24 protein-coding genes and 1 pseudogene are annotated in these 21,819 nt (G+C 67.2%); 13 read left to right on the plus strand and 12 right to left on the minus strand.

What is annotated here, in order from left to right; all coding sequences use genetic code 11:
- Nucleotides 1-180: 180 nt before the first annotated feature.
- The 8 genes from AB8808_RS18620 to AB8808_RS18655 all read right to left on the minus strand — a co-directional run bounded on the left by AB8808_RS18620 (nt 181) and on the right by AB8808_RS18655 (nt 6,246).
- Entirely contained in the window at nt 181-477 is a 297-nt protein-coding gene (locus AB8808_RS18620; RefSeq protein ID WP_369931017.1) for an STAS domain-containing protein, read from the minus strand.
- Complete coding sequence (locus AB8808_RS18625; protein ID WP_369931018.1) at nt 474-1,151, minus strand: MlaC/ttg2D family ABC transporter substrate-binding protein; 678 nt, start codon at nt 1,149-1,151, stop codon at nt 474-476. Before AB8808_RS18625 ends, AB8808_RS18620 begins: the two co-directional genes overlap by 4 nt.
- A 20-nt stretch (nt 1,152-1,171) precedes the next feature.
- Nucleotides 1,172-2,047, minus strand: a complete 876-nt coding sequence (gene mlaD, locus AB8808_RS18630) for an outer membrane lipid asymmetry maintenance protein MlaD (RefSeq protein ID WP_369931019.1) — start codon at nt 2,045-2,047, stop codon at nt 1,172-1,174.
- 58 nt (nt 2,048-2,105) lie between these two features.
- Nucleotides 2,106-2,873: a lipid asymmetry maintenance ABC transporter permease subunit MlaE gene (gene mlaE, locus AB8808_RS18635; protein ID WP_036139495.1), complete on the minus strand. Its 768-nt coding sequence runs from the start codon at nt 2,871-2,873 to the stop codon at nt 2,106-2,108.
- Nucleotides 2,870-3,682 carry an ABC transporter ATP-binding protein gene (locus AB8808_RS18640; RefSeq protein WP_369931020.1) on the minus strand — a complete coding sequence of 271 codons (813 nt, stop codon included), beginning with the start codon at nt 3,680-3,682 and terminating at the stop codon, nt 2,870-2,872. The genes mlaE and AB8808_RS18640 overlap by 4 nt, the downstream gene beginning before the upstream one ends.
- Nucleotides 3,679-4,296, minus strand: a complete 618-nt coding sequence (gmk, locus tag AB8808_RS18645; protein WP_369931021.1) for a guanylate kinase — start codon at nt 4,294-4,296, stop codon at nt 3,679-3,681. The genes AB8808_RS18640 and gmk overlap by 4 nt, the downstream gene beginning before the upstream one ends.
- Nucleotides 4,297-4,526: 230 nt before the next feature.
- Entirely contained in the window at nt 4,527-5,447 is a 921-nt protein-coding gene (locus tag AB8808_RS18650; protein WP_369931022.1) for a M14 family metallopeptidase, read from the minus strand.
- Nucleotides 5,448-5,541: 94 nt separating this feature from the next.
- Nucleotides 5,542-6,246, minus strand: coding sequence for a 4'-phosphopantetheinyl transferase family protein (locus tag AB8808_RS18655; RefSeq protein WP_369931023.1), 705 nt, complete (start codon nt 6,244-6,246; stop codon nt 5,542-5,544).
- Nucleotides 6,247-6,285: 39 nt separating this feature from the next.
- Between AB8808_RS18655 and AB8808_RS18660 the strand changes: the two genes are divergently transcribed.
- Nucleotides 6,286-8,112: an aminodeoxychorismate synthase component I gene (locus tag AB8808_RS18660; protein WP_369931024.1), complete on the plus strand. Its 1,827-nt coding sequence runs from the start codon at nt 6,286-6,288 to the stop codon at nt 8,110-8,112.
- Between the two features lie 30 nt (nt 8,113-8,142).
- Here AB8808_RS18660 and AB8808_RS18665 read toward each other — a convergent pair.
- Nucleotides 8,143-8,421, minus strand: a pseudogene (locus AB8808_RS18665) (metalloregulator ArsR/SmtB family transcription factor); the annotation flags it as partial.
- Nucleotides 8,422-8,444: 23 nt separating this feature from the next.
- The gene (locus AB8808_RS18670) at nt 8,445-9,089 is read right to left on the minus strand and encodes a peroxiredoxin (protein ID WP_369931026.1); all 645 of its coding nucleotides are present in this window, start codon (nt 9,087-9,089) and stop codon (nt 8,445-8,447) included.
- Nucleotides 9,090-9,214: 125 nt separating this feature from the next.
- On the opposite strand from AB8808_RS18670, the gene AB8808_RS18675 reads away from it, so the two are divergent.
- The 4 genes from AB8808_RS18675 (at nt 9,215) to AB8808_RS18690 (ending at nt 11,870) form a co-directional block, all read left to right on the plus strand.
- On the plus strand, nt 9,215-10,156 hold the full coding sequence (locus tag AB8808_RS18675; protein WP_369931027.1) for an MBL fold metallo-hydrolase: 942 nt from the start codon (nt 9,215-9,217) through the stop codon (nt 10,154-10,156).
- Between the two features lie 20 nt (nt 10,157-10,176).
- Nucleotides 10,177-10,599, plus strand: a complete 423-nt coding sequence (locus AB8808_RS18680) for a YeeE/YedE family protein (protein WP_369931290.1) — start codon at nt 10,177-10,179, stop codon at nt 10,597-10,599.
- Nucleotides 10,596-11,012, plus strand: a complete 417-nt coding sequence (locus tag AB8808_RS18685) for a DUF6691 family protein (RefSeq protein ID WP_285402973.1) — start codon at nt 10,596-10,598, stop codon at nt 11,010-11,012. Before AB8808_RS18680 ends, AB8808_RS18685 begins: the two co-directional genes overlap by 4 nt.
- Nucleotides 11,013-11,669: 657 nt before the next feature.
- Nucleotides 11,670-11,870, plus strand: coding sequence for a hypothetical protein (locus tag AB8808_RS18690; protein ID WP_369931028.1), 201 nt, complete (start codon nt 11,670-11,672; stop codon nt 11,868-11,870).
- Between the two features lie 133 nt (nt 11,871-12,003).
- Here the strand turns inward: AB8808_RS18690 and AB8808_RS18695 are convergent, their stop codons facing one another.
- Together AB8808_RS18695 and AB8808_RS18700 are read right to left on the minus strand one after the other, a co-directional pair.
- Complete coding sequence (locus AB8808_RS18695) at nt 12,004-12,984, minus strand: IS5 family transposase (RefSeq protein WP_369925597.1); 981 nt, start codon at nt 12,982-12,984, stop codon at nt 12,004-12,006.
- Between the two features lie 179 nt (nt 12,985-13,163).
- Complete coding sequence (locus AB8808_RS18700) at nt 13,164-14,027, minus strand: YicC/YloC family endoribonuclease (protein ID WP_369931029.1); 864 nt, start codon at nt 14,025-14,027, stop codon at nt 13,164-13,166.
- A 75-nt stretch (nt 14,028-14,102) separates the two neighbouring features.
- Between AB8808_RS18700 and rph the strand changes: the two genes are divergently transcribed.
- The 8 genes from rph to pepQ all read left to right on the plus strand — a co-directional run bounded on the left by rph (nt 14,103) and on the right by pepQ (nt 21,817).
- The gene (rph, locus tag AB8808_RS18705) at nt 14,103-14,834 is read left to right on the plus strand and encodes a ribonuclease PH (protein ID WP_369931030.1); all 732 of its coding nucleotides are present in this window, start codon (nt 14,103-14,105) and stop codon (nt 14,832-14,834) included.
- Nucleotides 14,831-15,343, plus strand: a complete 513-nt coding sequence (locus AB8808_RS18710; protein WP_369931031.1) for a GNAT family N-acetyltransferase — start codon at nt 14,831-14,833, stop codon at nt 15,341-15,343. The genes rph and AB8808_RS18710 overlap by 4 nt, the downstream gene beginning before the upstream one ends.
- A 3-nt stretch (nt 15,344-15,346) precedes the next feature.
- Nucleotides 15,347-15,940, plus strand: coding sequence for an RdgB/HAM1 family non-canonical purine NTP pyrophosphatase (gene rdgB / locus AB8808_RS18715; RefSeq protein WP_369931032.1), 594 nt, complete (start codon nt 15,347-15,349; stop codon nt 15,938-15,940).
- Nucleotides 15,937-17,094, plus strand: coding sequence for a radical SAM family heme chaperone HemW (gene hemW / locus AB8808_RS18720; RefSeq protein WP_369931033.1), 1,158 nt, complete (start codon nt 15,937-15,939; stop codon nt 17,092-17,094). Before rdgB ends, hemW begins: the two co-directional genes overlap by 4 nt.
- 132 nt (nt 17,095-17,226) lie before the next feature.
- A complete protein-coding gene (locus AB8808_RS18725; RefSeq protein ID WP_369931034.1) occupies nt 17,227-19,440 on the plus strand; it encodes a DUF1631 family protein in 2,214 nt (737 codons plus the stop codon).
- Nucleotides 19,437-19,784, plus strand: a complete 348-nt coding sequence (locus tag AB8808_RS18730) for a PilZ domain-containing protein (protein ID WP_369931035.1) — start codon at nt 19,437-19,439, stop codon at nt 19,782-19,784. The genes AB8808_RS18725 and AB8808_RS18730 overlap by 4 nt, the downstream gene beginning before the upstream one ends.
- Before the next feature lie 58 nt (nt 19,785-19,842).
- Nucleotides 19,843-20,457, plus strand: a complete 615-nt coding sequence (locus tag AB8808_RS18735; RefSeq protein ID WP_369931036.1) for a hypothetical protein — start codon at nt 19,843-19,845, stop codon at nt 20,455-20,457.
- A 40-nt stretch (nt 20,458-20,497) separates the two neighbouring features.
- Nucleotides 20,498-21,817: a Xaa-Pro dipeptidase gene (pepQ, locus tag AB8808_RS18740; protein WP_369931037.1), complete on the plus strand. Its 1,320-nt coding sequence runs from the start codon at nt 20,498-20,500 to the stop codon at nt 21,815-21,817.
- The last annotated feature ends 2 nt before the right edge of the window (nt 21,818-21,819 follow it).

The raw sequence follows: 21,819 nt of genomic DNA on the forward strand, positions 1-21,819 counted from the left end.
GAGGGCAGGCATGGCATCGTTCGCCCTGGGGGTATTGAGGGTTCGCGCACGTGCGTGCGCTCCTACATACACACGCACCTATCGGGAACCTCAGCGCTCGGAGGCGTTACCGGCCCGCCAAATCGCGCCCATGAAAAAGGCCCCGCAGGGCCTGGATCAAACCATCACCGACGAACAGACCTAGAGCAACGCGTCCACGCCCGACACCGTCGCCAGCGCGTGCAGTCCTTCCGGAACGCGGGCGACCGAGATCGCCCTGCCCTTCGTCCTGCCATGGGCCAGCAAGGCCAGCACCGTGGCGAGGCCGGCACTGTCGGCGTGCGAAACGCCGCCCAGGTCCAGCACGGTCTGGTTGCCGCGATCCAGTTCGGCGCGAGCGCCGTCGAGGGCCGCGGCCGCCGTGGCGAACGTGAGATCGCCGGACACCGCGAGGGTGTCCGGCGAAGGCGTCGCCAGCGAGAACGACGCCTGGCTCACTTGCCGGCGCCGCCCGTGTCTTTCTTCATGTCGTCGATGGCGCCCGCACCCTTGGTCTCGAGGTCGGTGGTCAGCTTGTCGAGGCCTTCCTTCTTGATCTCGGCATCCACCTGGTTGCGGTAGTTGGTGATGTACGAGATGCCCTCGATGATCACGTCGTAAGCCTTCCAGTCACCCGACTTCGACTTGCGGAACGCGTAGTCGACCGAGACCGACTTGCCGTCGTCGAGCATGACCTGGGTGCGGACCACGGTGCGCTTGTTGTTGAGGTCGCCGGAGAACGGCAGCACCTTCACCTTGCCGCGCGTGTAGTTGAGCAGGCCCTCGGCGTAACGATGGGTGATCGAGTTGTAGAACGCCTTGGCGAACCGCTCGCGCTGCTCGGGGGTGGCCTTCGAGGCGTTCTGGCCCAGCACCAGGATCGACGCGTAGTCGATATCGAAGTGCGGCAGGAACGTATCGTCGATCACCGCGATCAGTTTCTCGTGATCGTTCTTGAGCTCGGCCTGGTGGCCTTCGATGGCCTTGCCCAGGTCGTCGGAGATGGTCTGGACGATCTGCTCCGGGCCCTGCTGCTGGCCGGCGGAGGCCGGCGCGGCGTCCTGGGCGAGCACGGGTGCTGCCATGACGCTGCCGAGGGCAAGGGCGATGGCGAGGGAAATCTGACGCAGCATGCGATGTCTCCTGGACCGGCTTACTTCTTGCCGGCGTTATCGGGGTTGGCGCCACCCTGCGGGGCACCGTTCTTGTTGTCGCTCGGCGAGCCGTTCACGAGGAACTTGCCGATCAGGTCTTCCAGCTGCAGCGCGGATTGCGTGAGCACCAGCTCGTCGCCCTCCGCGAGGTATTCCGGCGAGCCGCCCGGCTGGATCGCAACATACTGGCTACCGATCAAACCGCTTGTGAACACCGCCGCGGCCGAGTCATCCGGTATCTGGGAGTAACGCTTGTCGATCGCAAGGGTCACGGTGGCTTCCGTGGCACCCGGCTTGACCACCACCGACGACACGCTGCCGATCGGCACGCCGGCCAGCTTGACCGCCGCGCCCGGCTGCAGGCCGCCGATGTTGGTGAAGTTGCCGGTGACGTGGAAGGTGCCGCCCAGGCGATCCGGGGCGCTGCCACCACCAAAGAACTTGCCGAGCATTTCTTCCAGCTGCTGGGCCGGACGGGTGAAGGCGAGCTCGCCGCCGGCCTTCAGCGGGGTCTTCGACTGGCCGTACTGCAGGCCCACGTACTGGTCGCCCAGGAGGCCGCTGGTGTAGATCGTCGCGACGGAATCGTCGGGGATGTCCTTCCGGTTGTCGTCGATGGCCAGGGTGACCTTGGCTTCTTCCTTGCCCGGAACCAGGTCGATCGACTCGACCGAGCCGACCCGGACACCGGCGACCTTGACCGGCGCACGCGCCTTCAGCTGGCCGATGTTGGAGAAGCGGGTGGAGACCTCGTAGCTGGAACCGCGGTGCGAGTTGGCCACCGAGGTGGTCTGCGTGGCCAGGTAGGCCAGCGCGGCAAAACCGAGCACGATGAACAGACCGGTGCCGACGGCATAGGAACGTCTCTGGGTCACGGCACGATCCTCGAAGGGGAAAGAAGGGAAGGGAAAGTCATGGCGGGTCTCCGGTGCCTCAGATCAGGAACGAGGTGAGGACGAAGTCCAGCGCCAGGATGGCGATGGACGAAGCGACCACCGTGCGGGTCGTCGCATAGGCGACGCCCTCGCTGGTGGGCGGCGTGGTGTAGCCCTGGAACACCGCGATCAGGGAGACCACGATGCCGAAGGCGAAGGACTTGAGCAGGACGCCGTTGATGATGTCCTTGTGGACGTCGACGGAGGCGGTCATGTTCGACCAGAACGTGCCGTTGTCGATGCCCAGCCAGGTGACGCCGACCAGGTGGCCGCCGAACACGCCCATGGCGCAGAACACGACACCGAGCAGCGGCAGCGCGATGACCCCGGCGAGGAAGCGCGGCGCCACCACGTAGGCGATGGGATCGACCGCCATCATTTCCATGGCATCGAGCTGGTCGGTGGCGCGCATCAGGCCGATTTCCGCCGTGACCGAGGTGCCCGCGCGACCGGCGAACAGCAGCGCGGTGACCACCGGGCCGAGCTCGCGGTAGATGGCGATGGCCACCACGGTACCCGTAGCCGACGTGCCGCCGAAGATCGACAGTACGTCGTACAGCTGCAGGCCGAGCACCATGCCCACGAACAGGCCGCAGGTCATGACGATGGTGAGGCTCATGGCGCCGACGAACCATATCTGCCGGAGCGTCTCGCGGAAGTAGCGGAAGCTGCGCGGGATGGCCGCCAGCACGGTAAGCAGGAACAGGCCACTCGCGCCGATCTGGGCGAGGCTGCGGATGACGACGTTGTCGTCCCGGGTGGTCATGCCTTGCCTCCGGGGAAACCGAGCGCGGTGGCGTAATCGCCTGCGGGATACTGGAAGGGAACCGGGCCGTCGATCCGCCCGCCGAAGAACTGCGCCGTCCACGGCGAGCCGTCGGTGGCGAGGGTGGCCGGGGCGCCCTGGGCCACGACCTTGCCGTTGGCGATGAGATAGACGTGGTCGGCCACCTTCTGCACCGCGGCCAGTTCGTGGGCCACCAGCACGCTGGTGATGCCAAGGGTTTCGTTGAGCGTGCGGATCAGCAGCAGCACCTGGTTGAGTGCGATGGGATCCAGTCCGACGAAGGGTTCGTCGTACAGGATCAGGGCCGGGTCGAAGACGATGGCGCGGGCCAGCGCCACGCGCCTGGCCATGCCGCCGGACAGCTCCGTGGGCTCCAGCTTCGCCGCGCCACGCAGGCCGACCGCCTCGAGCTTGTTCAGCACGATGTTGCGGATGAGTTCTTCCGGCAGGTCGGTGTGCTGGCGCAGCGGGAAGGCGACGTTCTCGAACACGTCGTAATCGGTCAGCAGGGCGGAATTCTGGAAGAGGTAGCCGATCCGCTCGCGCAGGCCGAACAGCTTCTCACGCGACAGCGCGGGGACGTTCTGGCCGTCGACCTCCACCGTGCCGGCGTCGCCGCGCATCTGCCCGGTGATGTGCTTGAGCAGGGTGGTCTTGCCGGTGCCGCTGGGGCCCATGATCGCGGTGACCTTGCCACGCGGGATATCCAGGTCGAGCGAGTCGAAAATCGTCTTGCCGTTGAGCACGGTGGTCAGTCCGCGGATGCGGACGATGGCGTCGTCGGTCATGGGGCCAGCAACTCCTGGATCAGCGTTTCGTGGCGGCGCGCCACCACGGGCGCGCGCTGGCGTACGGCGCGGACGATCGACTGGAGGTCCGCCAGGGCGTCCTCGAAACGGTCGTTGACGATGATGTAGTCGAACTCGTGCGCGTGGGCGATTTCCTCGCGCGAGTTGAACAGGCGGCGCTCGATCACTTCCGGCGCGTCCGAACCGCGGCCGCGCAGGCGGCGTTCCAGCTCCACCCGCGAGGGCGGCAGAATGAACACGCTGACGCAATCGGGCTTGCCCTGGCGAACCTGCCGCGCGCCCTGCCAGTCGATCTCGAGCAGGACATCGGCGCCATCGGCGAGTTTTTCCTCCACGACGATGCGCGAGGTGCCGTACAGGTTGCCGTGGACCTCCGCATGCTCAAGGAAGATGCCGTCGGCGATCTCGCGCTCGAAGTCGGCGCGCTCGACGAAGAAGTAATGACGGCCGTATTGCTCGCCCACGCGCGGGGGGCGCGTGGTGTGCGAGATCGACAGGGAGATGTCCGGCTCGCGCTCCAGCAGGGCGTTGACCAGTGTCGACTTGCCTGCGCCCGAGGGAGCGGCCACCACGAACAGGGTGCCTTCGATCATCCGCGGGTGTCTCGTGGGGGGTTCATGGCCTCTCCGTGAGCCGGCAACGGGCGCTGGCCGGCGTGGACCGGGGCGCGTGCCGTGGGGCAAAACGCGATTGTAGCGAAATTATGCCGTGTCCCGGCTTTCGCGAGGGCTTCGACCGGACCAGGCCGAGGGCCCGACGCGGGTCCGGACTCTCCTACAGCCGCCGGCCAGGCCGCTCGCGGACCCGGCCAGCGGGAGCGCCGTCACCCCTGGGCCAGCGCGTAAGCGAAACCGGCCCGCACCGCCGCCACCTGCGCATCGTTGCACTGCTGGGGCGTGGCGCGCGGGCTGTCCGGGTAGACCTCCGTGGTGGTGACATAGCGGGCATGGGTGATACCGGCGCACAGCCCGAGCGCCTTCACATCGTATTCGATGACGCCAGGGGCGACGACGGGCGAGCCGATGATCTCGCCCCGCTCATCCGCCGGGGCGATATGGGTGACCTTCGCCACCGCGTCGATCATCGCCTTCTGGAAGGCCGGCTGCGGGTTGGCCGCGCTGTCGACCAGGTAGAACCCATCGGGAATCTCGCCGGGCGCGTAAGCGGTGCCGTCGCGCGCCGCCAGGGCGGGACGAAACTCCGATTCGTCCGAATCGGTGGTCTCATGCAGGTCGATATGGACCAGTACCTTGTCTGCCAGCGGTGCCAGCAACCGGACCAGCGCTGCCGACTCCGCCGCCGGGCTGTCCCGGCGGAAGTTGCGGTTGGGGTCGATCGCGTCGGGATTCCAGCGCAGGATGCGCTCGTAGGCCCAGGGGCTGACGCAGGGCACGACCAGCAGGTTGGCCCGGCCGGCGTAGTCGGCGCCGTGTTCGCGGACGAATTGCAGGGCGCCTTCGACACCGCTGGTTTCGTAGCCGTGCACGCCGCCGGTCACCAACAGCACGGGCAAGGCGTCGTTCCAGTCGCGGCTGCGGATCGCCAGCAGCGGATAATGGCCTTCCGCATAGTCGAGCGCACCGTACTCGCTGACCTCGAAGCGCTGGCGCAGCGGTTCGATCGCCTGCAGGACATCGTCGGCGTAGCTGCGCCGGCTGACCTGGCGGGCACGCCAGGTGGCGACGTCCGCCGCGGTCCAGGGCTGGCCGGGCGTGCCGACGGGGTAGAAGGAGGTATCGCTCATCGTGCACGACCTTGCGGCTTCGGGTAGCCGCCGAGTGTCCCTGTCCCCGGCCGGCAGCTCAAGCCCTGCCCGCCCGCCGTCAGTGAAGGAGGCGCTATGGCCGCCACGCGCAGGTGGTCACGACCGAACGATGCTCGAGCACACTGAAGCCGAGCCGCACCGACGTGCCGCGCGGCAGCGACGGCGCCAGGTCTTCGGCCACGTCCGCCTCGATGATGCCCTCGTCGTGCGAGGCACGTCGCAGCGTCAGTGCGGAGAAGTCGAAGATCCGCCCTACTGTCGCCGCCGTGGCCTTGAAGAAGCTCTCCTTGGCCGAAAAGGCGGCCGTCAGTGCCGTGGCCCGATCGGTATGCACGACCAGATCGACCAGGGCGGCCACCTCCGCCGCGGTGACCACCGAGACGAGGATCGCCTCGATGGCGCTGTCGGATACCACGTCTTCCAGATCGAGCCCCACGCCGCGAAGCGGCCCCACCGGCAAGGCCACCGCGGCCGCCGTGCGGGACGCATGCGTGATGCTGCCGATGAAGCCCTCCGGCCAGCACGGCGCCCGCGACGCGGACGTACCCAGATCGCCGACGTGGACACCCGCCGCCGCCAGGGCGGCCAGTGCGACGCGCCTGCCGGCCAGGTACTCCGCGCGCCGCTTGGGCACGCTGCGCTCGATGGCGGGCGGACAGGCGATGCCGTGGGCCGCGAACAGCGCCAGATCGGACTCGGACGGATCGAACGGCACGACGAACGCATCCGGCAGCGCACCGGGGTGTCGCGACAGGGACAACCTGGCCACCTCGTGCATCGATTGGTCCTTCCATGTGATGGGGCAGCGGGAAACAGTATGCTGCCCGATGTGAACGATAGCCGTGGCCAGGTAATACTCGACAACGCGCGCGACGGATGGGCGGAAGTCTTCTCACGCCCGTCGCGCACGTTCGTGGCACGACAGCCGGCCGACGTGCCCGACACCCTCGCGGCCATGCAGCGCGCGCTGGCCGAGGGCCATCACCTGGCCGGTTATTTCAGCTACGAACTGGGCTATGTCCTGGAACCGCATCTCGGCGACCGGCTGCCCGCCGAGCGGCAGGTGCCGCTGATCTGGTTCGGCCAATACGACGAGCCGCCGACGATCCTCCAGGGCGATGCCATCGAAGCGCTCTGGCCGCGGCATCGCGTCTACGCCTCGCCGTTGATGTTCGAATGGCACAGGGACGCTTACAGGACCCGCTTCGATGCGGTCATGAAGGCGATCCGCCGGGGCGACGCCTATCAGGTGAACCTGAGCATGCGCGCGCATTTTCGCGTGACCGGCAATCCCCGCGCGCTCTACGGACAGCTTCGCCATGCGTCCGGGGGCGCGCACGGCGCGTTCGTCGACGACGGCGAGCGGCATCTGCTGAGTTTTTCCCCGGAACTGTTCTTTGCCCTCGACGCCGAAGGCACCATGACGACACGCCCCATGAAGGGCACCGTGCCGCGTGGTGCGGACGACGTCACCGATCGTGCCCAGCGCGAGGCATTGCGAAACAGCCTGAAGAACCGCACCGAAAACCTCATGATCGTGGACCTGATCCGCAACGACCTGGGGCGACTGGCCGTGCCCGGCACGGTGACGGTGCCCGAGCTTTTCACGGTGGAAACCTACCCAACCGTCCACCAGATGACCTCCACAGTGCAGGCGACACTGCCGTCCGGCAGCCCTATCGCGAGCACGCTGGCCGCGCTGTTTCCGTGCGGCTCGATCACCGGTGCACCGAAGATCCGCGCGATGCAGATCATCCGCGACCTGGAAGCGTCGGCGCGCGGCGTGTATTGCGGCGCCATCGGCCATTTCGCGCCCGACGGCGCGGCCCGCTTCAGCGTGGCGATCCGCACCTTGACCGTGACCGACGGCGTGGGCGAACTGGGCGTGGGCGGGGCGGTGGTCAGCGATTCAGACGCCGACCAGGAATACGACGAGTGCCTGTTGAAGGCACGTCTCTACGAGACCGGGCGACGCCCGATCACACTGCTGGAAACGCTGCCCTACCAGGCCGGGACATGGCCACGGCTGCACGGGCACCTGCGACGGATGCGCGACGGGGCGCGGGCACTGGGGCTCACCTTCGACCTGTCCGCCGTGACGGCCGCACTGCGCAAGGCGACCGCCGACGCCGGGGTGACGACCCGCAAGGTACGGCTGGTCCTGCACGATGATGGCAGCGCCATCGCCGAAAGCACCGCCATGCCACCGACGCCCGAGGTCATGCGCTTCGTCATCGCCACCCGGCGCCTGCGCAGCGACGACCCTCTGCGTGATTACAAAACGGGTTGGCGCGAAACCTACGACGACGCGCTTGCCGAGGCGAAAGCCCATGGCGCTGACGAGGCCATCCTGCTCAACGAACGCGGCGAGGTGTGCGAGGGCTCGTACACCAACTTCTTCATCGACGATGGGCAGGGACTGCTGACGCCGGCGCTGCACACCGGCGCCCTGCCCGGCCGGCTGCGTGCGGCGCTGATCGCGGCCGGGCAATGCCGGGAGGCCGTTCTCACTATCGACGACCTGGCAAGCGCCGGCTCGATCTACCTGGGCAATTCGCTTCGCGGCCTCGTCAAGGCGGTTCCGCTATCGGCACAGCATGCGGGCGAAGCGAGCACGGTCGCCGGCAGCCGGCGCGTCGGCTAGCCGGGACGGCGCCGCGGCAGCGGGAAGCCCATCGCCGCAGAAAATGGCATGCAACGCTTCCAACAGGGCGCGCACCCGTTCGTCGGCCACCGAGTAGTAGATGGAGCGCGATTGCCTGCGTGTAACGACGAGCTGGTTCTGGCGTAGCTCGGCCAGCTGCTGCGACAGCCCCGGCTGACGAATGCCCAGGTCGCGTTCGATCTGGCCCACCGCACATTCGCCCTGGGCGATGTGACACAGCAGAAGCAAGCGCGTGGGCGTACCGAGCAATCGCAGCAGGTCCGCCACCTCGGGCACGGCGGCCTTCATGGCCTCCAGATTTGCCTCGGGCATCACGGGCAGGGCCTGAAACGGAAGTACCACGCCTCGCCCTCGCCCGGCGCAATGGCCGCGGCGCTCACCGCATCGGTGGGGACGCGCTGGAGCACCGGCGCCCCGGGCTGCCACCCCTCGGGCGTGGCGACCTCATGGCGGCGGGCCATTTGCAGCGACTCGACCAGGCGAAGCAGTTCGGCCACGGACCGCCCCACCTCCACGGGATACCAGCTCATGGCCCGGACGATTCCGTCGGGATCGATCACATAGGTCATGCGCGCCGTCGCGCTGTCGGTGGCGTCCTGGGACAACATGCCGTAACCCAGGGCGATCGCCATCGAGGGATCTTCGATGATCGGGAAGTTGATGGTCACGCCCCAGCGTTCCCTGATGTCGCGAATCCAGGCCAGGTGGGAGTAAAGGCCATCGATCGACAACGCCAGCAGCGCGCAGTCGAGGCGCTCGAAAGCCGGCTCCGCTTCGGCGAAGGCCATGAACTCGCTGGTGCAAACCGGCGTGAAGTCGGCCGGATGCGAAAACAGGACCAGCCAGCGCCCGCGATAGGCCGACAGCGTCACCTCCCCATGGGTGGTGCGGGCACGGAAATCGGGCGCTTGCGTGTGCAGGCGCACAGGGTGAGCGGTCGGCGATGCGGTATCCAAGCGAGGTCTCCCGTGGAAGGTGGCGCAACGGCTCGCAGCCGCCGGCGCGATCCATTGCGAAGTTATAATTGCATACTTTATGTATTGATGTAATTCTTTATCCGCATTCTGCGAGATACTGCCTCATGACCCCCGAGATGTACGTCGATCCGAACCTGCAGGGCGCTGCGGCGATAGCCACCGCCGCAGCGGACGATCCAGCGCAGCGCCCGCAGGTCACGTCGTTTTTCGACGAGGCCACGTTCACCGTCAGCCATGTCGTCCAGGACCCGACGAGTCGCGCCTGCGCCATCATCGACAGCGTGCTGGATTTCGATGCGCCGAGCGGCCGCACGGCGACGACGCATGCCGAAGCCCTGGTGCGACACGTGGTCGAGCATGACCTGCAAGTGGCGTGGATTCTCGAAACCCACGCGCACGCCGATCACCTGACTGCCGCGCCGTGGCTCCAGCGACAGACCGGTGGGCACCTGGCGATCGGTGCGCAGATCACGGCCGTCCAGCACACCTTCGGAGAGGTGTTCAATGAAGATGAGCGGTTCGCGCGGGACGGCCGCCAGTTCGATCACCTCTTCGACGACGGCGAAACCTTCACGATCGGCGCGCTGCACGCCATGACGCTGCATGTGCCCGGACATACGCCGGCATGCATGGCATACGTCATCGGCGACGCCGTCTTCGCGGGCGACACGTTGTTCATGCCGGACTACGGCACGGCACGCTGCGATTTTCCGGGCGGAAACGCCCGAACGCTCTACCGATCGATCCGGCGGCTGATGTCGCTCCCCGATGCCACGCGCGTATTCATGTGCCACGACTACAAGGCACCAGGCCGCGATCATTACGCGTGGGAAAGCAGCATCGGCGCCGAGCGCACCGGCAACGTGCATGCCCACGAGGGCGTGGACGAGGACGCCTTCGTGCGCATGCGTGAGGCCAGGGACGCCACGCTGACGATGCCGCGACTCCTTCTGCCGTCGATCCAGGTCAACATGCGGGCCGGCCATTTTCCCGAGCCGGATGCCAACGGCGTGCGTTACCTTCGCACGCCGCTGGATCTGCTGTGACGGCCGCCTCGCTTGCGCCACTGGCGTGGTACTGGCCGGCGCTGGGTGGCGCAGCCATCGGCATAGCCGCCGGCATCGTGCTGCTCGCCCAAGGGCGGGTCATGGGTATCTCCGGCATGCTCGCCGCCATACCGGGCTGGGCGCCAGGCAACGACCGGGTGGCGGCTGCGCTCTTCCTTACCGCCAGCGTGATCGCCGCCGGCCTGACGCATCCCCTCCTGCACCGGCCCGCACTGGATCTGGCACGCGGATGGCCGACGCTGATCGTCGGCGGGCTTCTGGTGGGGTATGGCACACGTCTCGGCGCCGGCTGCACGAGTGGGCATGGCGTGTGTGGACTGTCTCGCCTTTCGCCTCGCTCGCTCTGGGCAACATGCGTTTTCATGCTAACGGCGGCCGCCACGGTCTACATGATGCGCCACGGACTGGAGCGACTGCGATGAGCCGGCTCGTCAGCATCCTCGCAGGCCTGCTGTTCGGCGTCGGCCTGACCTTGTCGGACATGGTCAACCCGCAACGCGTGCTGGCCTTCCTCGACGTGGCCGGTGCATGGGACCCGTCGCTCGCCATCGTGATGGCATCCGCCCTGCTGCCCGCGGCGCTCGCCTGGCAGGTTCGGCGTCGACGTGAACGCCCATGGCTGGCCGATCGATTTCATGTGCCGGTGTCGCGCAAGGTCGATCGCGCTCTGCTGGCCGGCGCGGCGCTTTTCGGCGTGGGCTGGGGCCTGATCGGTTTGTGTCCGGGGCCTGCGTTGGCCGATCTCGCGATACAGCCGTGGCCTACCGCAACATTCGTGGTCGCGCTGGTCGCTGGCATGGGTCTGCACCGGGCGGTCCATAGAAGGCCAAGCTGATATCTACTTAGTGGCTTAGCCAAAGCGAATTTGAAGCAAGCCATGCTCTAAGCTGACCTTCACTACCAACATCGATCTGACCTTCAGTGGCTAGGTCAAACAGACTCAATGACTCGCCTCTAACTACTCGGTCGAGAAGGGTTCCTAGCCTCGCTTGAGCCCATCCGACGGTTGAGGCCGAATCGTATCTGCACGCCTCGACGAGCCTAAAATAGAGTTGGCGATCAACCACGCCGGTTACGCTCAGTGAATAATCGAGTTCCGCGTTCATAGCTATCGCCACATCCATAGCCGCTTGATCTTGCATGAGTTCCTTCTTTGGTGCTGGAGCCAACGATCGGCCTGGGTCTCGGTACAAACAAAGGCACTTAGCTTGTCGCTCCGGGCGTCCAGCGACTATCCCAAGCTGCTCAAATGCGCATACCGTCTGATTTCGCCAATCATCAAATATCCTACAATTTCTAATAATTGCATTTTGCTATGATATTTGTTAGACCCTACCTATCGCCGCCGCGACACATATACGATTCGATGCGCAGAATGGAGGCCGCACCGAGCAGAGCCCATGGATGGGCTACGCGAATATTTACATTGACAGCATGCAGCAAGTTTCACATCGTTCGAAGAGTTATACGCCCCGCAGGCGAAAAGGGAATCATGGCCAAGCCGGTTCAAAACTTTGACGCGAAAAACTTGGGATGGATGCGGCGATATCGCAAGCAGTTCTATCTGACGCCCGATGAGGGTGAGAAACCCGCAAACCATGAGGAATGGCGAACTTTTTTGGAGCGCCTTCAACGCGACGTAGCGCTGGGCCGCATGAAGTTCCACCGACTGCATTCGCTAGGGATACTCTGATCTATGAAGCATAAAACGGACGTCTATACGCAACGGCATGCACATCAGTTGATGCCGGGCAAAGAAGGAGCGGAAGTACTGTTTTCCCTGTCGCTGGTTCAGCCTGAGCCCTGATCAACGCCTGTGTTCGGCGTCACAGACGCACCTCCCCTGCGGACAGGAGCAAGGTTCGTCGCACCATCCACAGATTTGACAGCGCAAACAACGTCAATACCTGCGCCGTGTTTTTGGCCAGCCCCTTGAACCGTGTCTTCTGATAGCCGAACTGTCGCTTGATCACCCGGAACGGGTGTTCGACCTTGGCTCGTATCGCGGCCTTGAGGTATTCGACATGCTTGGTGGCTTCTTTCCATGCACCTTCAGGCATCGCCTTGACTCTCCCGCGCTGCGCTGCGATGTGCCACATAAGCCCCCGCTTCGCTACACGCTTTTCTGCTCCCCGGTAGCCCGCATCGGCATAAACGGTTCGTTCTTCGCCGTGCAGCAACTTGTCCGTTTCCGTGACGTCACTCACGTTCGCCGGCGTGGTGGTAACCGTGTGCACCAGGCCCGATTCCACATCCACACCGATATGCGCCTTCATACCAAAGAACCACTCGTTGCCTTTCTTTGTCTGATGCATGTCCTGATCGCGCTTCTTGTCACGGTTCTTCCTCGACGAAGGCGCATGGATGATCGTGGCATCCACGATCGTGCCCTGGCGAAGCAGCAGGCCCTGCTGCCCCAGGTGGGCGTTGACCGCGTCGAGTATCTTCGCCGCCAGACCGTGCTGCTCCAGAAAGCGACGGAACTTCAGAATCGTCGTCTCGTCCGGAATCGCATCGTCGTTCAATTCCAGCCCGGCAAAGCGCCGCATCGACTCGATCTCATACAACGCATCCTCCATGGCCGGATCGCTCAACGCGTACCACTGCTGCATGAAGTGGATGCGCAGCATCGTGGCCGCCGGCATCGGCGGTCGGCCACGCCGGCCCGCTGTCGGATAACTGACGAGGATCAACGCCAGCAGCGCGTCCCAGGGCACGACCTTGTCCATCTCGCCGAGAAATTTCTCCCGCCGCGTCGGCTTCTTCTTCGATTCGAAACTCATGGAGGCAAAGGATCGCTGCTTCATCGCGAGGGATTCCTGGGACTTTCGACTATTTTGACGCAAGCGGGGGATTAAATCAGGGCTTCCCTAGGGCACACGAGATTCATGACTTTTCGGGAGACATCCAAAGACAGCCGTGGACGTGAGAATGAGCCGAAAGTAGCTTGTAACTTCCAAAAAACAGGTACAGATCGCCTGAGACATCACTCGATATTCTGCACCTGCTCGCGCATCTGCTCGATCAGCACCTTCAACTCCACCGCCGCATTGGTCGTACGCGAATCCACCGACTTCGAGCCCAGCGTGTTCGCCTCGCGGTTGAATTCCTGCATCAGGAAGTCGAGGCGACGCCCCACCGGTTCCTTCAGCGCCAGCACGCGACGCGCTTCGCCGATGTGCGTGGTCAGGCGATCCAGTTCCTCGTCCACGTCCACGCGGGTGATCTGCAGCACCAGCTCCTGCTCGAGGCGGCCCGGCTCTACCGGCTGACGGATATCGGCCAGGCGTCCTTCCAGGCGGGCGCGCAGCGCGGCCTGGATCTCGGGCAGCCACACGCGCACGTCGGCCACGATCCGCTCGATGCCGTCCAGGCGCTCCTTCAGCATCTCGCCCAGCTTCTCCCCCTCGCGGGCCCGGGTGTCGTTGAGCGCCACCAGGGCCTGCTCCAGAACATCCAACAGGGCGACCTGCAGCGCATCGGCATCAGCCTCGGGCTGTTGCAGCACGCCGGGGAAACGAAGCAGTTCCGTGAACTCGATGGTCATGCGCGGGAAGCGCTGCTCGAAGTCCAGGGCCAGCTCGGACAGGCGCGCCAGCATGGCCCCGTTGACCCGGGGGCCTTCGGCGGCGCCGGGCTCGGCGCGCAGGCGCACGGTGATATCCACCTTGCCGCGGGACAGCCGGGCACCGATCCGCTCGCGCAGGGCGCTTTCGAAGCCGCGCATGTCCTCGGGCAGCCGCGGGCTGATCTCCAGGTAGCGGTGGTTCACGGTACGCAGCTCGCAGGTGAGCGTGCCGGACGGGCCCGCGCGCTCGGCGGAGGCGTAGGCGGTCATGCTGCGGATCATGGGGGGCTCGCTTGCGCGTGGAGGAAAGGCGCAATGGTAAACTGACCCACCGCCCGCGCCCAAATCAGGCTTTCCATGACCCTTTCCCGTCCCAGCGGCCGCGCCGCCGACCAGCTGCGCGCCGTCACCATCGAGCGCCACTACACCCGCCACGCCGAGGGCTCCGTTCTGGTGTCCTTCGGCGACACCAAGGTGCTCTGCACCGCCTCGGTCGAGGAACGCGTACCACCGTGGCTGCGCGGCAAGGGCGAGGGCTGGGTCACCGCCGAATACGGCATGCTGCCCCGCGCCACCACCGACCGTAACCAGCGCGAAGCCGCACGCGGCGGCCAGGGTGGCCGCACCATGGAGATCCAGCGGCTGATCGGCCGCTCGCTGCGCGCCTGCGTCGATCGCGCCGCCCTCGGCGAGCGGGTCATCACGCTGGACTGCGACGTGATCCAGGCCGACGGCGGCACCCGCACCGCGGCCATCACCGGCGCCTACGTGGCCCTGGTCGATGCCGTGTCCACGCTTACCCGGCGCAACGCGATCAAGCGCAACCCGATCCTCGGCGCCATCGCCGCGGTCTCGGTGGGCGTCTACAACGGCGTGCCCGTGCTCGACCTCGATTATGCCGAGGACTCCAACTGCGACACCGACATGAACGTGGTGATGAACGACGGCGGTGGCTTTATCGAGGTGCAGGGCACGGCCGAGGGCCATGCCTTCCGCCGCGACGAGATGAACCTCATGCTCGATCTGGCCGCCAAGGGCATCCAGGAGCTGGTGGCCGCGCAGCGCGCGGCGCTGGAGTCCACGCCATGACCGAGGTGCGCGCCGCCACCGCCGCGGACCTGGATGCCATCGTGGGCATCCACGCCGCGGCGTTCGGGCGCGACACCGAGGCGACCCGGGTGCGCCGGCTCGTCGAGGCGGGTCGTGCCACGGTGTCGCTGGTGGCCGTCGACGAGGACGACACCGTGCTCGGCCACGTGCTGTTTTCCCCTGTCACCGTCGAGGAAGGCGACGACGGCAAGTCGCTGGCCCTGTCGCCCGTGGCCGTGCATCCCGATCACCAGCGCCAGGGCATCGGCCATGCCCTGGTCGAGGAAGGCATCGGCGCCTGCTTCGTGCAGGATGCCCGGGCCGTGTTCGTGCTGGGATCGCCGGCGTACTACACGGCCTTCGGCTTCGCCAAGGCGTCGGCCCACGGTCTCAACGACGCCTACGACAGCGGCAACGCCTTCCAGGTGCTGCCGCTGACCGTCGACGGCCTGGCCGGCTATCGCGGACGCGTGGACTACGCGCCGGAATTCGCCGAAGGGGGGCTCTGAACCATGCGCCTCGTGCTCGCCTCCGGTAACGCCGGCAAGCTGGTCGAACTGGAACAGCTGCTCGCCGGCAGCGGCGTGGAGCTGGTACCGCAGACCCGGCTGGGCGTCACCGACGCCGACGAAACCGGCCTGACCTTCGTCGAGAACGCCCTGCTCAAGGCACGGCATGCCGCGCACCACACCGGCCTGCCCGCGCTGGCCGACGACTCCGGCATCTGCGTGGACGCCCTGAACGGCGCGCCCGGGCTCTATGCCGCGCGCTATGCGGGCACCCACGGCGACAGCGCGGCCAACAACGCGAAGCTGCTGCGCGAACTGGACGGCGTGCCAGCCGCACGGCGCACGGCGTATTTCATCGCCGTGCTGGTGGTGCTTCGCCACGCGGACGATCCGGCCCCGCTGATCGCGGAAGGCCGCTGGCACGGACGCATCCTCGAGGCGCCGCGCGGCGACGGCGGCTTCGGTTACGACCCGCTGTTCCTCCCCGACGGCCACGACGTGAGCGCGGCGGAACTGGACTTCGCCCTGAAGAACCGCCTCAGCCACCGTGGCCAGGCCCTGGACGTGCTCAAGGCGCGTTTCGCCGAACTGGCATGATCCTTACCCCCCCGCCGCTGTCGTTGTACGTCCATATGCCGTGGTGCGTACGCAAGTGCCCTTACTGCGATTTCAACTCGCATGGCGTGCGGGGGACACCGGCGTACGGGGAGTACGTGGACGCCCTGCTGGCCGACCTCGACGCCGACCTGCGCGACATGGGCGAGGCCCTGCACGGGCGCACCGTCGGCACGGTGTTCTTCGGCGGCGGCACCCCTAGCCTGTTCTCGCCCGAGCTGGTCGGCCGCTTCCTCGACGGGGCGAAGGCGCGCCTGCCCTTCGCCACCGGCGCGGAGGTCACCCTGGAGACCAACCCCGGCACGGTGGAACACGGCCGCTTCGACGGTTACCTCGCCGCTGGCATCAACCGCATCTCCTTTGGCGTACAGAGCTTCGACAACGCCAAGTTGCACCGGCTGGGCCGCATCCATTCCGCGGGCGAGGCGGTGAAGGCCGTGCGCAGTGCCCAGGATGCCGGGCTGGACAACATCAATATCGACCTGATGTACGCGCTGCCGGAGCAGGACCTGGCCGGCGCGCTGGCCGATGTCGACCAGGCCGTGGCGCTGGCGCCGACGCATATCTCGCATTACCAGCTCACCCTCGAACCGAACACGGCCTTTGCCGCCAACCCGCCCCCGCTGCCCGACGACGACGCGGCGTGGACGATCCAGGAAGCCTGCGAGGTGCGCCTGGCCGACGCGGGGTTCGGGCAATACGAGGTGTCAGCGTATGCCCGGCCGGGACGTCGCTGCGCGCACAACCTCAACTACTGGCGGTTCGGCGACTACCTGGGCATCGGTGCCGGTGCGCACGGCAAGATCAGCGACGCCGGTGGCGTGCGTCGGCGCTGGAAGACCCGCCTGCCCGCAGCGTACCTCGCTGCCGCTGGCCAGCCGGCACGCATCGGTGGCAACAGCTACGTCACCGCGGACGACCTGCCCTTCGAGTACATGCTCAACGCCCTGCGCCTGATCGATGGCGTACCGATGACGGACTTCGCCGAGCGCACGGGGCTGGACGACGCCCGCATCGCCGCCGGACTGGCGCATGCCCGCGCGCGCGGCTGGCTGGTGGACGATCCGGCGGCCCTTCGAACCACCGCACTCGGCCAGCGTTTCCTCAACGACGTGATCGAAGCCTTCATGGGCTGAAGTGCCCGCGTGCCCGACGGCGCCAAATCTGCCTAGTTCTTCCGCCCTACGCCGAAAGCACGCAACGGTTCCGCTGGCGCCTCCTCCTTCACCAACCTAAACTTGCGCTGAAGGTCGAGGAGGACCTTATCCATGAACGCAGGCACTCCCCCGCCACACGGCAGGACGGGACCGTATCCCGTCGCCCTTTCGCCACGCGCCGAATGCGAGGCGCAGCAGGGGCTTTCGCTGTGCCTGACGTGGCTGGACGCGCCGCTGAGGGAATCGCTGCGCGATTTCGACCGGCGCCTGTTCGCCGTGGCCGAAAGCAGCCGCAACCATCTCGAGCAGCAGGCGTGTTTCGAAAGCCGCAGCATTCTCGAACGCGAGGGTGCCGCCTTTCGCAACCGGTTCGCCGCGCACCTGGCCGACGGGTTCCGCCGCCTGGGCGAGGTGACCGCCACCGCGCCGACGCGTGCCGACTCCTTGACCGCGACGCTCAGCCTGGTCGACCCCGACGACCAGGAAATCGACGGCGCACTGGCCAGCATGGCCTCGCGCGGTGAGGCGCGCAGCGCCAGCAGCCTGTTCGAACTGGGCTACCGGCTGGCCGTCCTGGCCGGCACGCCGCCGCTGGAAGGCGAGGCCCTGCCCGCCAGCCCGCGGGCGCTGGCGGCTGCACTGAACGCGGCGGTCCGACCCCTGCCGCTGACCACGGCGCATCGCCTGATCCTGTTCCAGTCGGTGGATGCGCGCGTGCTGGCGCAGAGCGAATCGTTCTATGGCGCGCTCAACGAGCATTACCGCACGCGCGGCATCCTGCCCGGGTTTCGCGTGTATCCCCACGTGCGCGTGGCCACGCCGCCCGCCGTGGAACGTCGATCGCGGCCGCGCGATGTACCGGTACCCGGCGTCGGTGGCGAGGCGATCCCCCTGACGTCCGTCGATGGTCACATCGGCGTACTGGAAAGCCTGCGCAACCTGCTGACCACCCGTCTGCAGACCGGCCACGGGGCCGGCTTCGCCGCGGGCCGCATCGCCTCGGACGACGAATTGCAGACGGCGCTGATGGCCCTGCAGGGCCATGTCAGCGACGTCACCGGTGCCGCGCAGCGCGAGATTCGCAGCGCGCAGGCCCTGCGCGACGAGCTGCTGGCCCAGATGGACCGCACCCGGCCCTCGGGTTCGCCGCCGGCGGAGCTGTCGTCCGAGCAGGGCGACACCGTGGAGCTGACCGCCCTGCTGTTCGAGAACCTGGGCCAGCAGGTGGCCGCGGCCAGCCCGGCCCGTGCGGTGCTGGGCGGACTGCAGTGGCCCATGCTGCGCGCAGCCGTGAACGATCGCGGCTTCTTCGACCAGCCCGAGCATCCGGCCCGTCGCCTGCTCGACACCGTCAGCGAAGCGGCTCACCAGTGGCTGGACCCCGCCGAAGGCGAGCCGGATGCCGCGCTGGTCGACCGGCTGGAACGGCTGGTGGTCGAGGCCAGCCACGCGCAGGTGATCGATCCCGCGTGGCGCGCCGATATCGAGCAGCAGATCGCCCATCTCGCGCGCAAGGCGCATGTCGCCGAGCGCCGCCAGATCGAGGCGATGGAAGGGCGCGACCGCCTGGAGCGGGCGCGGCGGCGTGCCACACAGATCATGGACGAGCGCACGGTGCAGGGCGCCACGCCGCGCGGCGTGCTGCGCATCCTGCTGGAGCGCACCTGGGCCGACGTGCTCGCCCTGCACATCCTGCGCGGCGGCGAAAACGGCGAGGCGTTCCTGCATTGCCTGGGCGTCACCGACCAGTTGCTGGGCCGCCGGCCCATCGCGGACGTGCAGAAGCTGCGCGCCGAGGTGGAGCGCGGCCTGGAACACCTGGGCATGCATTCGGCGGAAGCCGCGCAGGTGGCCGGCGGCTTGTTCGAGCCCGCGGGGCACGATACGGCCGATGCGGACCCCACTCCCACCGATGTCGCCCTGCGCCTCGAGCGTCGCCCACGCCTGGGCGAAGGCACCGCCCACGGCGATGTCCTCGCGCCGGTGGAGCCGACCGCACTGGACGAGGCCGCGCAACACATCCATGACGGCTTCGCCACCTTGCGCTTCGGCACCTGGTTCGCGTTCACCCAGCCCGACGGCACCGAGTTGCGGCGCAAGCTCGCCTGGTTCTCGCCGGCCACCGGACGCTGCCTTTTCGTCACGCCGCGCGGCGGCCGCACCGAAGATATCGACCTCACCCGGCTCGCGCGCCTGATCGCCACGCACGAGGCGAGGGAGTGGAAGGAGCAACGCGTGTCCCTCATCGATCGCGCGTGGCACGCCATCGCCCGCAACCTGCGCCGTGACAGCGGCGACTCCCGACGCATGGCGGGCAGCGCATGAACCGTGACGTCGAACAGCGACGCGCCCAGCGCAAGCATGCCAACTCGCCCATGCCCATCGTGGATGTGATGACCGAGCGCGTGCTCGGCCAGCTGGGCAACCTGTCGGCCACGGGGCTGATGCTGCTGGGGCCACACGCACCCCGCAGCGGTGCGGTGCACCAGGTGACCTTCATGCTGCCGGGTACCCGACAGGCGGAACACCGCGTGGAGATCGGCATCCAGGAGCAATGGCACGAACCGGCCGCGGTGGCGGGCCAATTCTGGTCCGGTTACCGCATCGTGGCCGCCAGCGACGACGACGTGCGTGCCATCGATGAATGGATCGGCCCCCCGGCGGACTGAACGGAAACCTTTGTCCATGCTTTACGACGCACCGCGTGGGGGGTCACCATCGCGGCTCATGAGCGATGCCACCACCATCCTGGTCGATACCGAACTCGAACGCGACGACGCCGCGGCGGCCGCCATGGCACTGTATCGCCGCCTGGTCGGCGACGGCAGCATCGGCGCGCTGCCCACCCAAGGGACCGATCCTTCTTTTCCCGCGCTCGAAGGCAGTTTTCTCGCCGGCAGCGGGGTACGCGCCATCGGCCTGCATGCCAGCGCGCACCGCTGGTGCGACGACGACACCGGCGGCGCCATGCTGGTGGACGGCGGCCGCGAGAACGGCATCTTCTGCCCGTACGACGGCAGCTTCCGCATCCGCTGTCCGGAATGCGGCCAGCCCCTGGCCCCTGGCGACGAGGGCAGCGAAGCCCTCGAGGAAGCCCTGGCCATCTGGTGCGAATCGCCCGACTCGGCCTATGTGGCCTGTCCCGCCTGCGCGAACTGGACCCCGCTGACCCAGTGGCAGTCCCCCACCCACGATTTCGCGGTGGGGCACTTCGCCATCACGCTCTACGGTACCCACCTGCACGCGCTGACCGGCAGCGGTAACGACCATGCCGCCACGCTGCTTCGCCACCGCCTGGGTGACCTGGCCAGCGACTACGCCGTGGTTTTCGCGCGCGCATGACGGCACCGATTCACCCCCCTTCCCTTCCCCGGAGATCACGATGAACGACGCGCTGGCCGCCCTGTATCCCCAGCACCTCGCCACCTTGCGCGAGCGCACCGACACCGCGCTGGCGCGCGGCGACTTCGAGCACCTGGTGGTGCCGGCAGGCCGGCCGATCACGAAGTTCCTCGACGACCTGGACTACCCGTTCGTGGTCAATCCGCACTTCAAGCACTGGTTGCCGTTGCTGGACGCGCCGGGCAGCTGGCTGGTGTACACCCCCGGCGAGAAGCCCAGGCTGGTGTTCCTGCAGCCGCGCGACTACTGGCATGTGGTGCCCGAGGCGCCGCAGGGCTACTGGGTGGACCATTTCGACATCGTGGTGGTGCGCAAGCCCGCCGATGCGATCGCGGAACTTCCCTCGCCGGCCCGCAGCGCCATCATCGGCGACCGCGACTGCGGGCTCGACCAGGTGTGCGCCAACAATCCGTCGGCGGTCATCGACCACCTGCACTATCACCGCGCGTACAAGACACCCTACGAGCTGGAACTGATGCGCGAGGCTAGCCGTCGCGGCACGCGCGGGCACCGTGCGGCGGAGCATGCCTTCCGTGAGGGCACCAGCGAGCTCGGCATCCACCAGGCCTACCTGGCGGCGGTGGGCCAGCTCGACGCCGAGCTGCCCTATGCCAGCATCGTCGGCCTCAACGAGCACGGCGCGGTGCTGCACTACACGAACTTCGATCGCCACGCGCCGGCCGAGAGCCGCTCGTTCCTGATCGACGCCGGCGCCGGCGCCTCGGGTTACGCCAGCGACATCACGCGCACCTATGCCAGTCGTGACGCCGGTCAGTTCCAGGCACTGATCGACTCGGTAGACGCCGCCCAGCAGTCGTTCGTCGCGCGCGTGCGCCCGGGCCAGAGCTACCCCGAGTTGCACGTGCACGCGCACCATGCCCTGGCCGGCGTGCTGCGCGATCATGGCTTCATCCGCATGAGTCCCGAGAGCGCGGTCGAGTCCGGCGTGTCGTCCGCGTTTTTCCCGCACGGACTGGGCCACGGCATCGGCATGCAGGTGCACGACGTGGGCGGCTTCCAGGCGGCGGAAACCGGCGGCACCATCGCCAAGCCGGAAGGCCACCCCTACCTGCGCCTGACACGCCAACTGGAAGCGGGCATGGTGGTGACCATCGAACCGGGCATCTACTTCATCGACATGCTGCTGGCCGAACTGAAGCACAAGCCGTTCGCCGGCGACATCGACTGGGCAAAGGTGGACGCGTTCCGCCCGTACGGCGGCATCCGCATCGAAGACGACGTGGTCTGCCGCGACGGCGAGCCGGAAAACATGACCCGGGACGCCTTCGCCCTGCTCTGAGC

Source organism: Xanthomonas sp. NCPPB 2632, from assembly GCF_041228075.2.
Taxonomy (GTDB): domain Bacteria; phylum Pseudomonadota; class Gammaproteobacteria; order Xanthomonadales; family Rhodanobacteraceae; genus Luteibacter.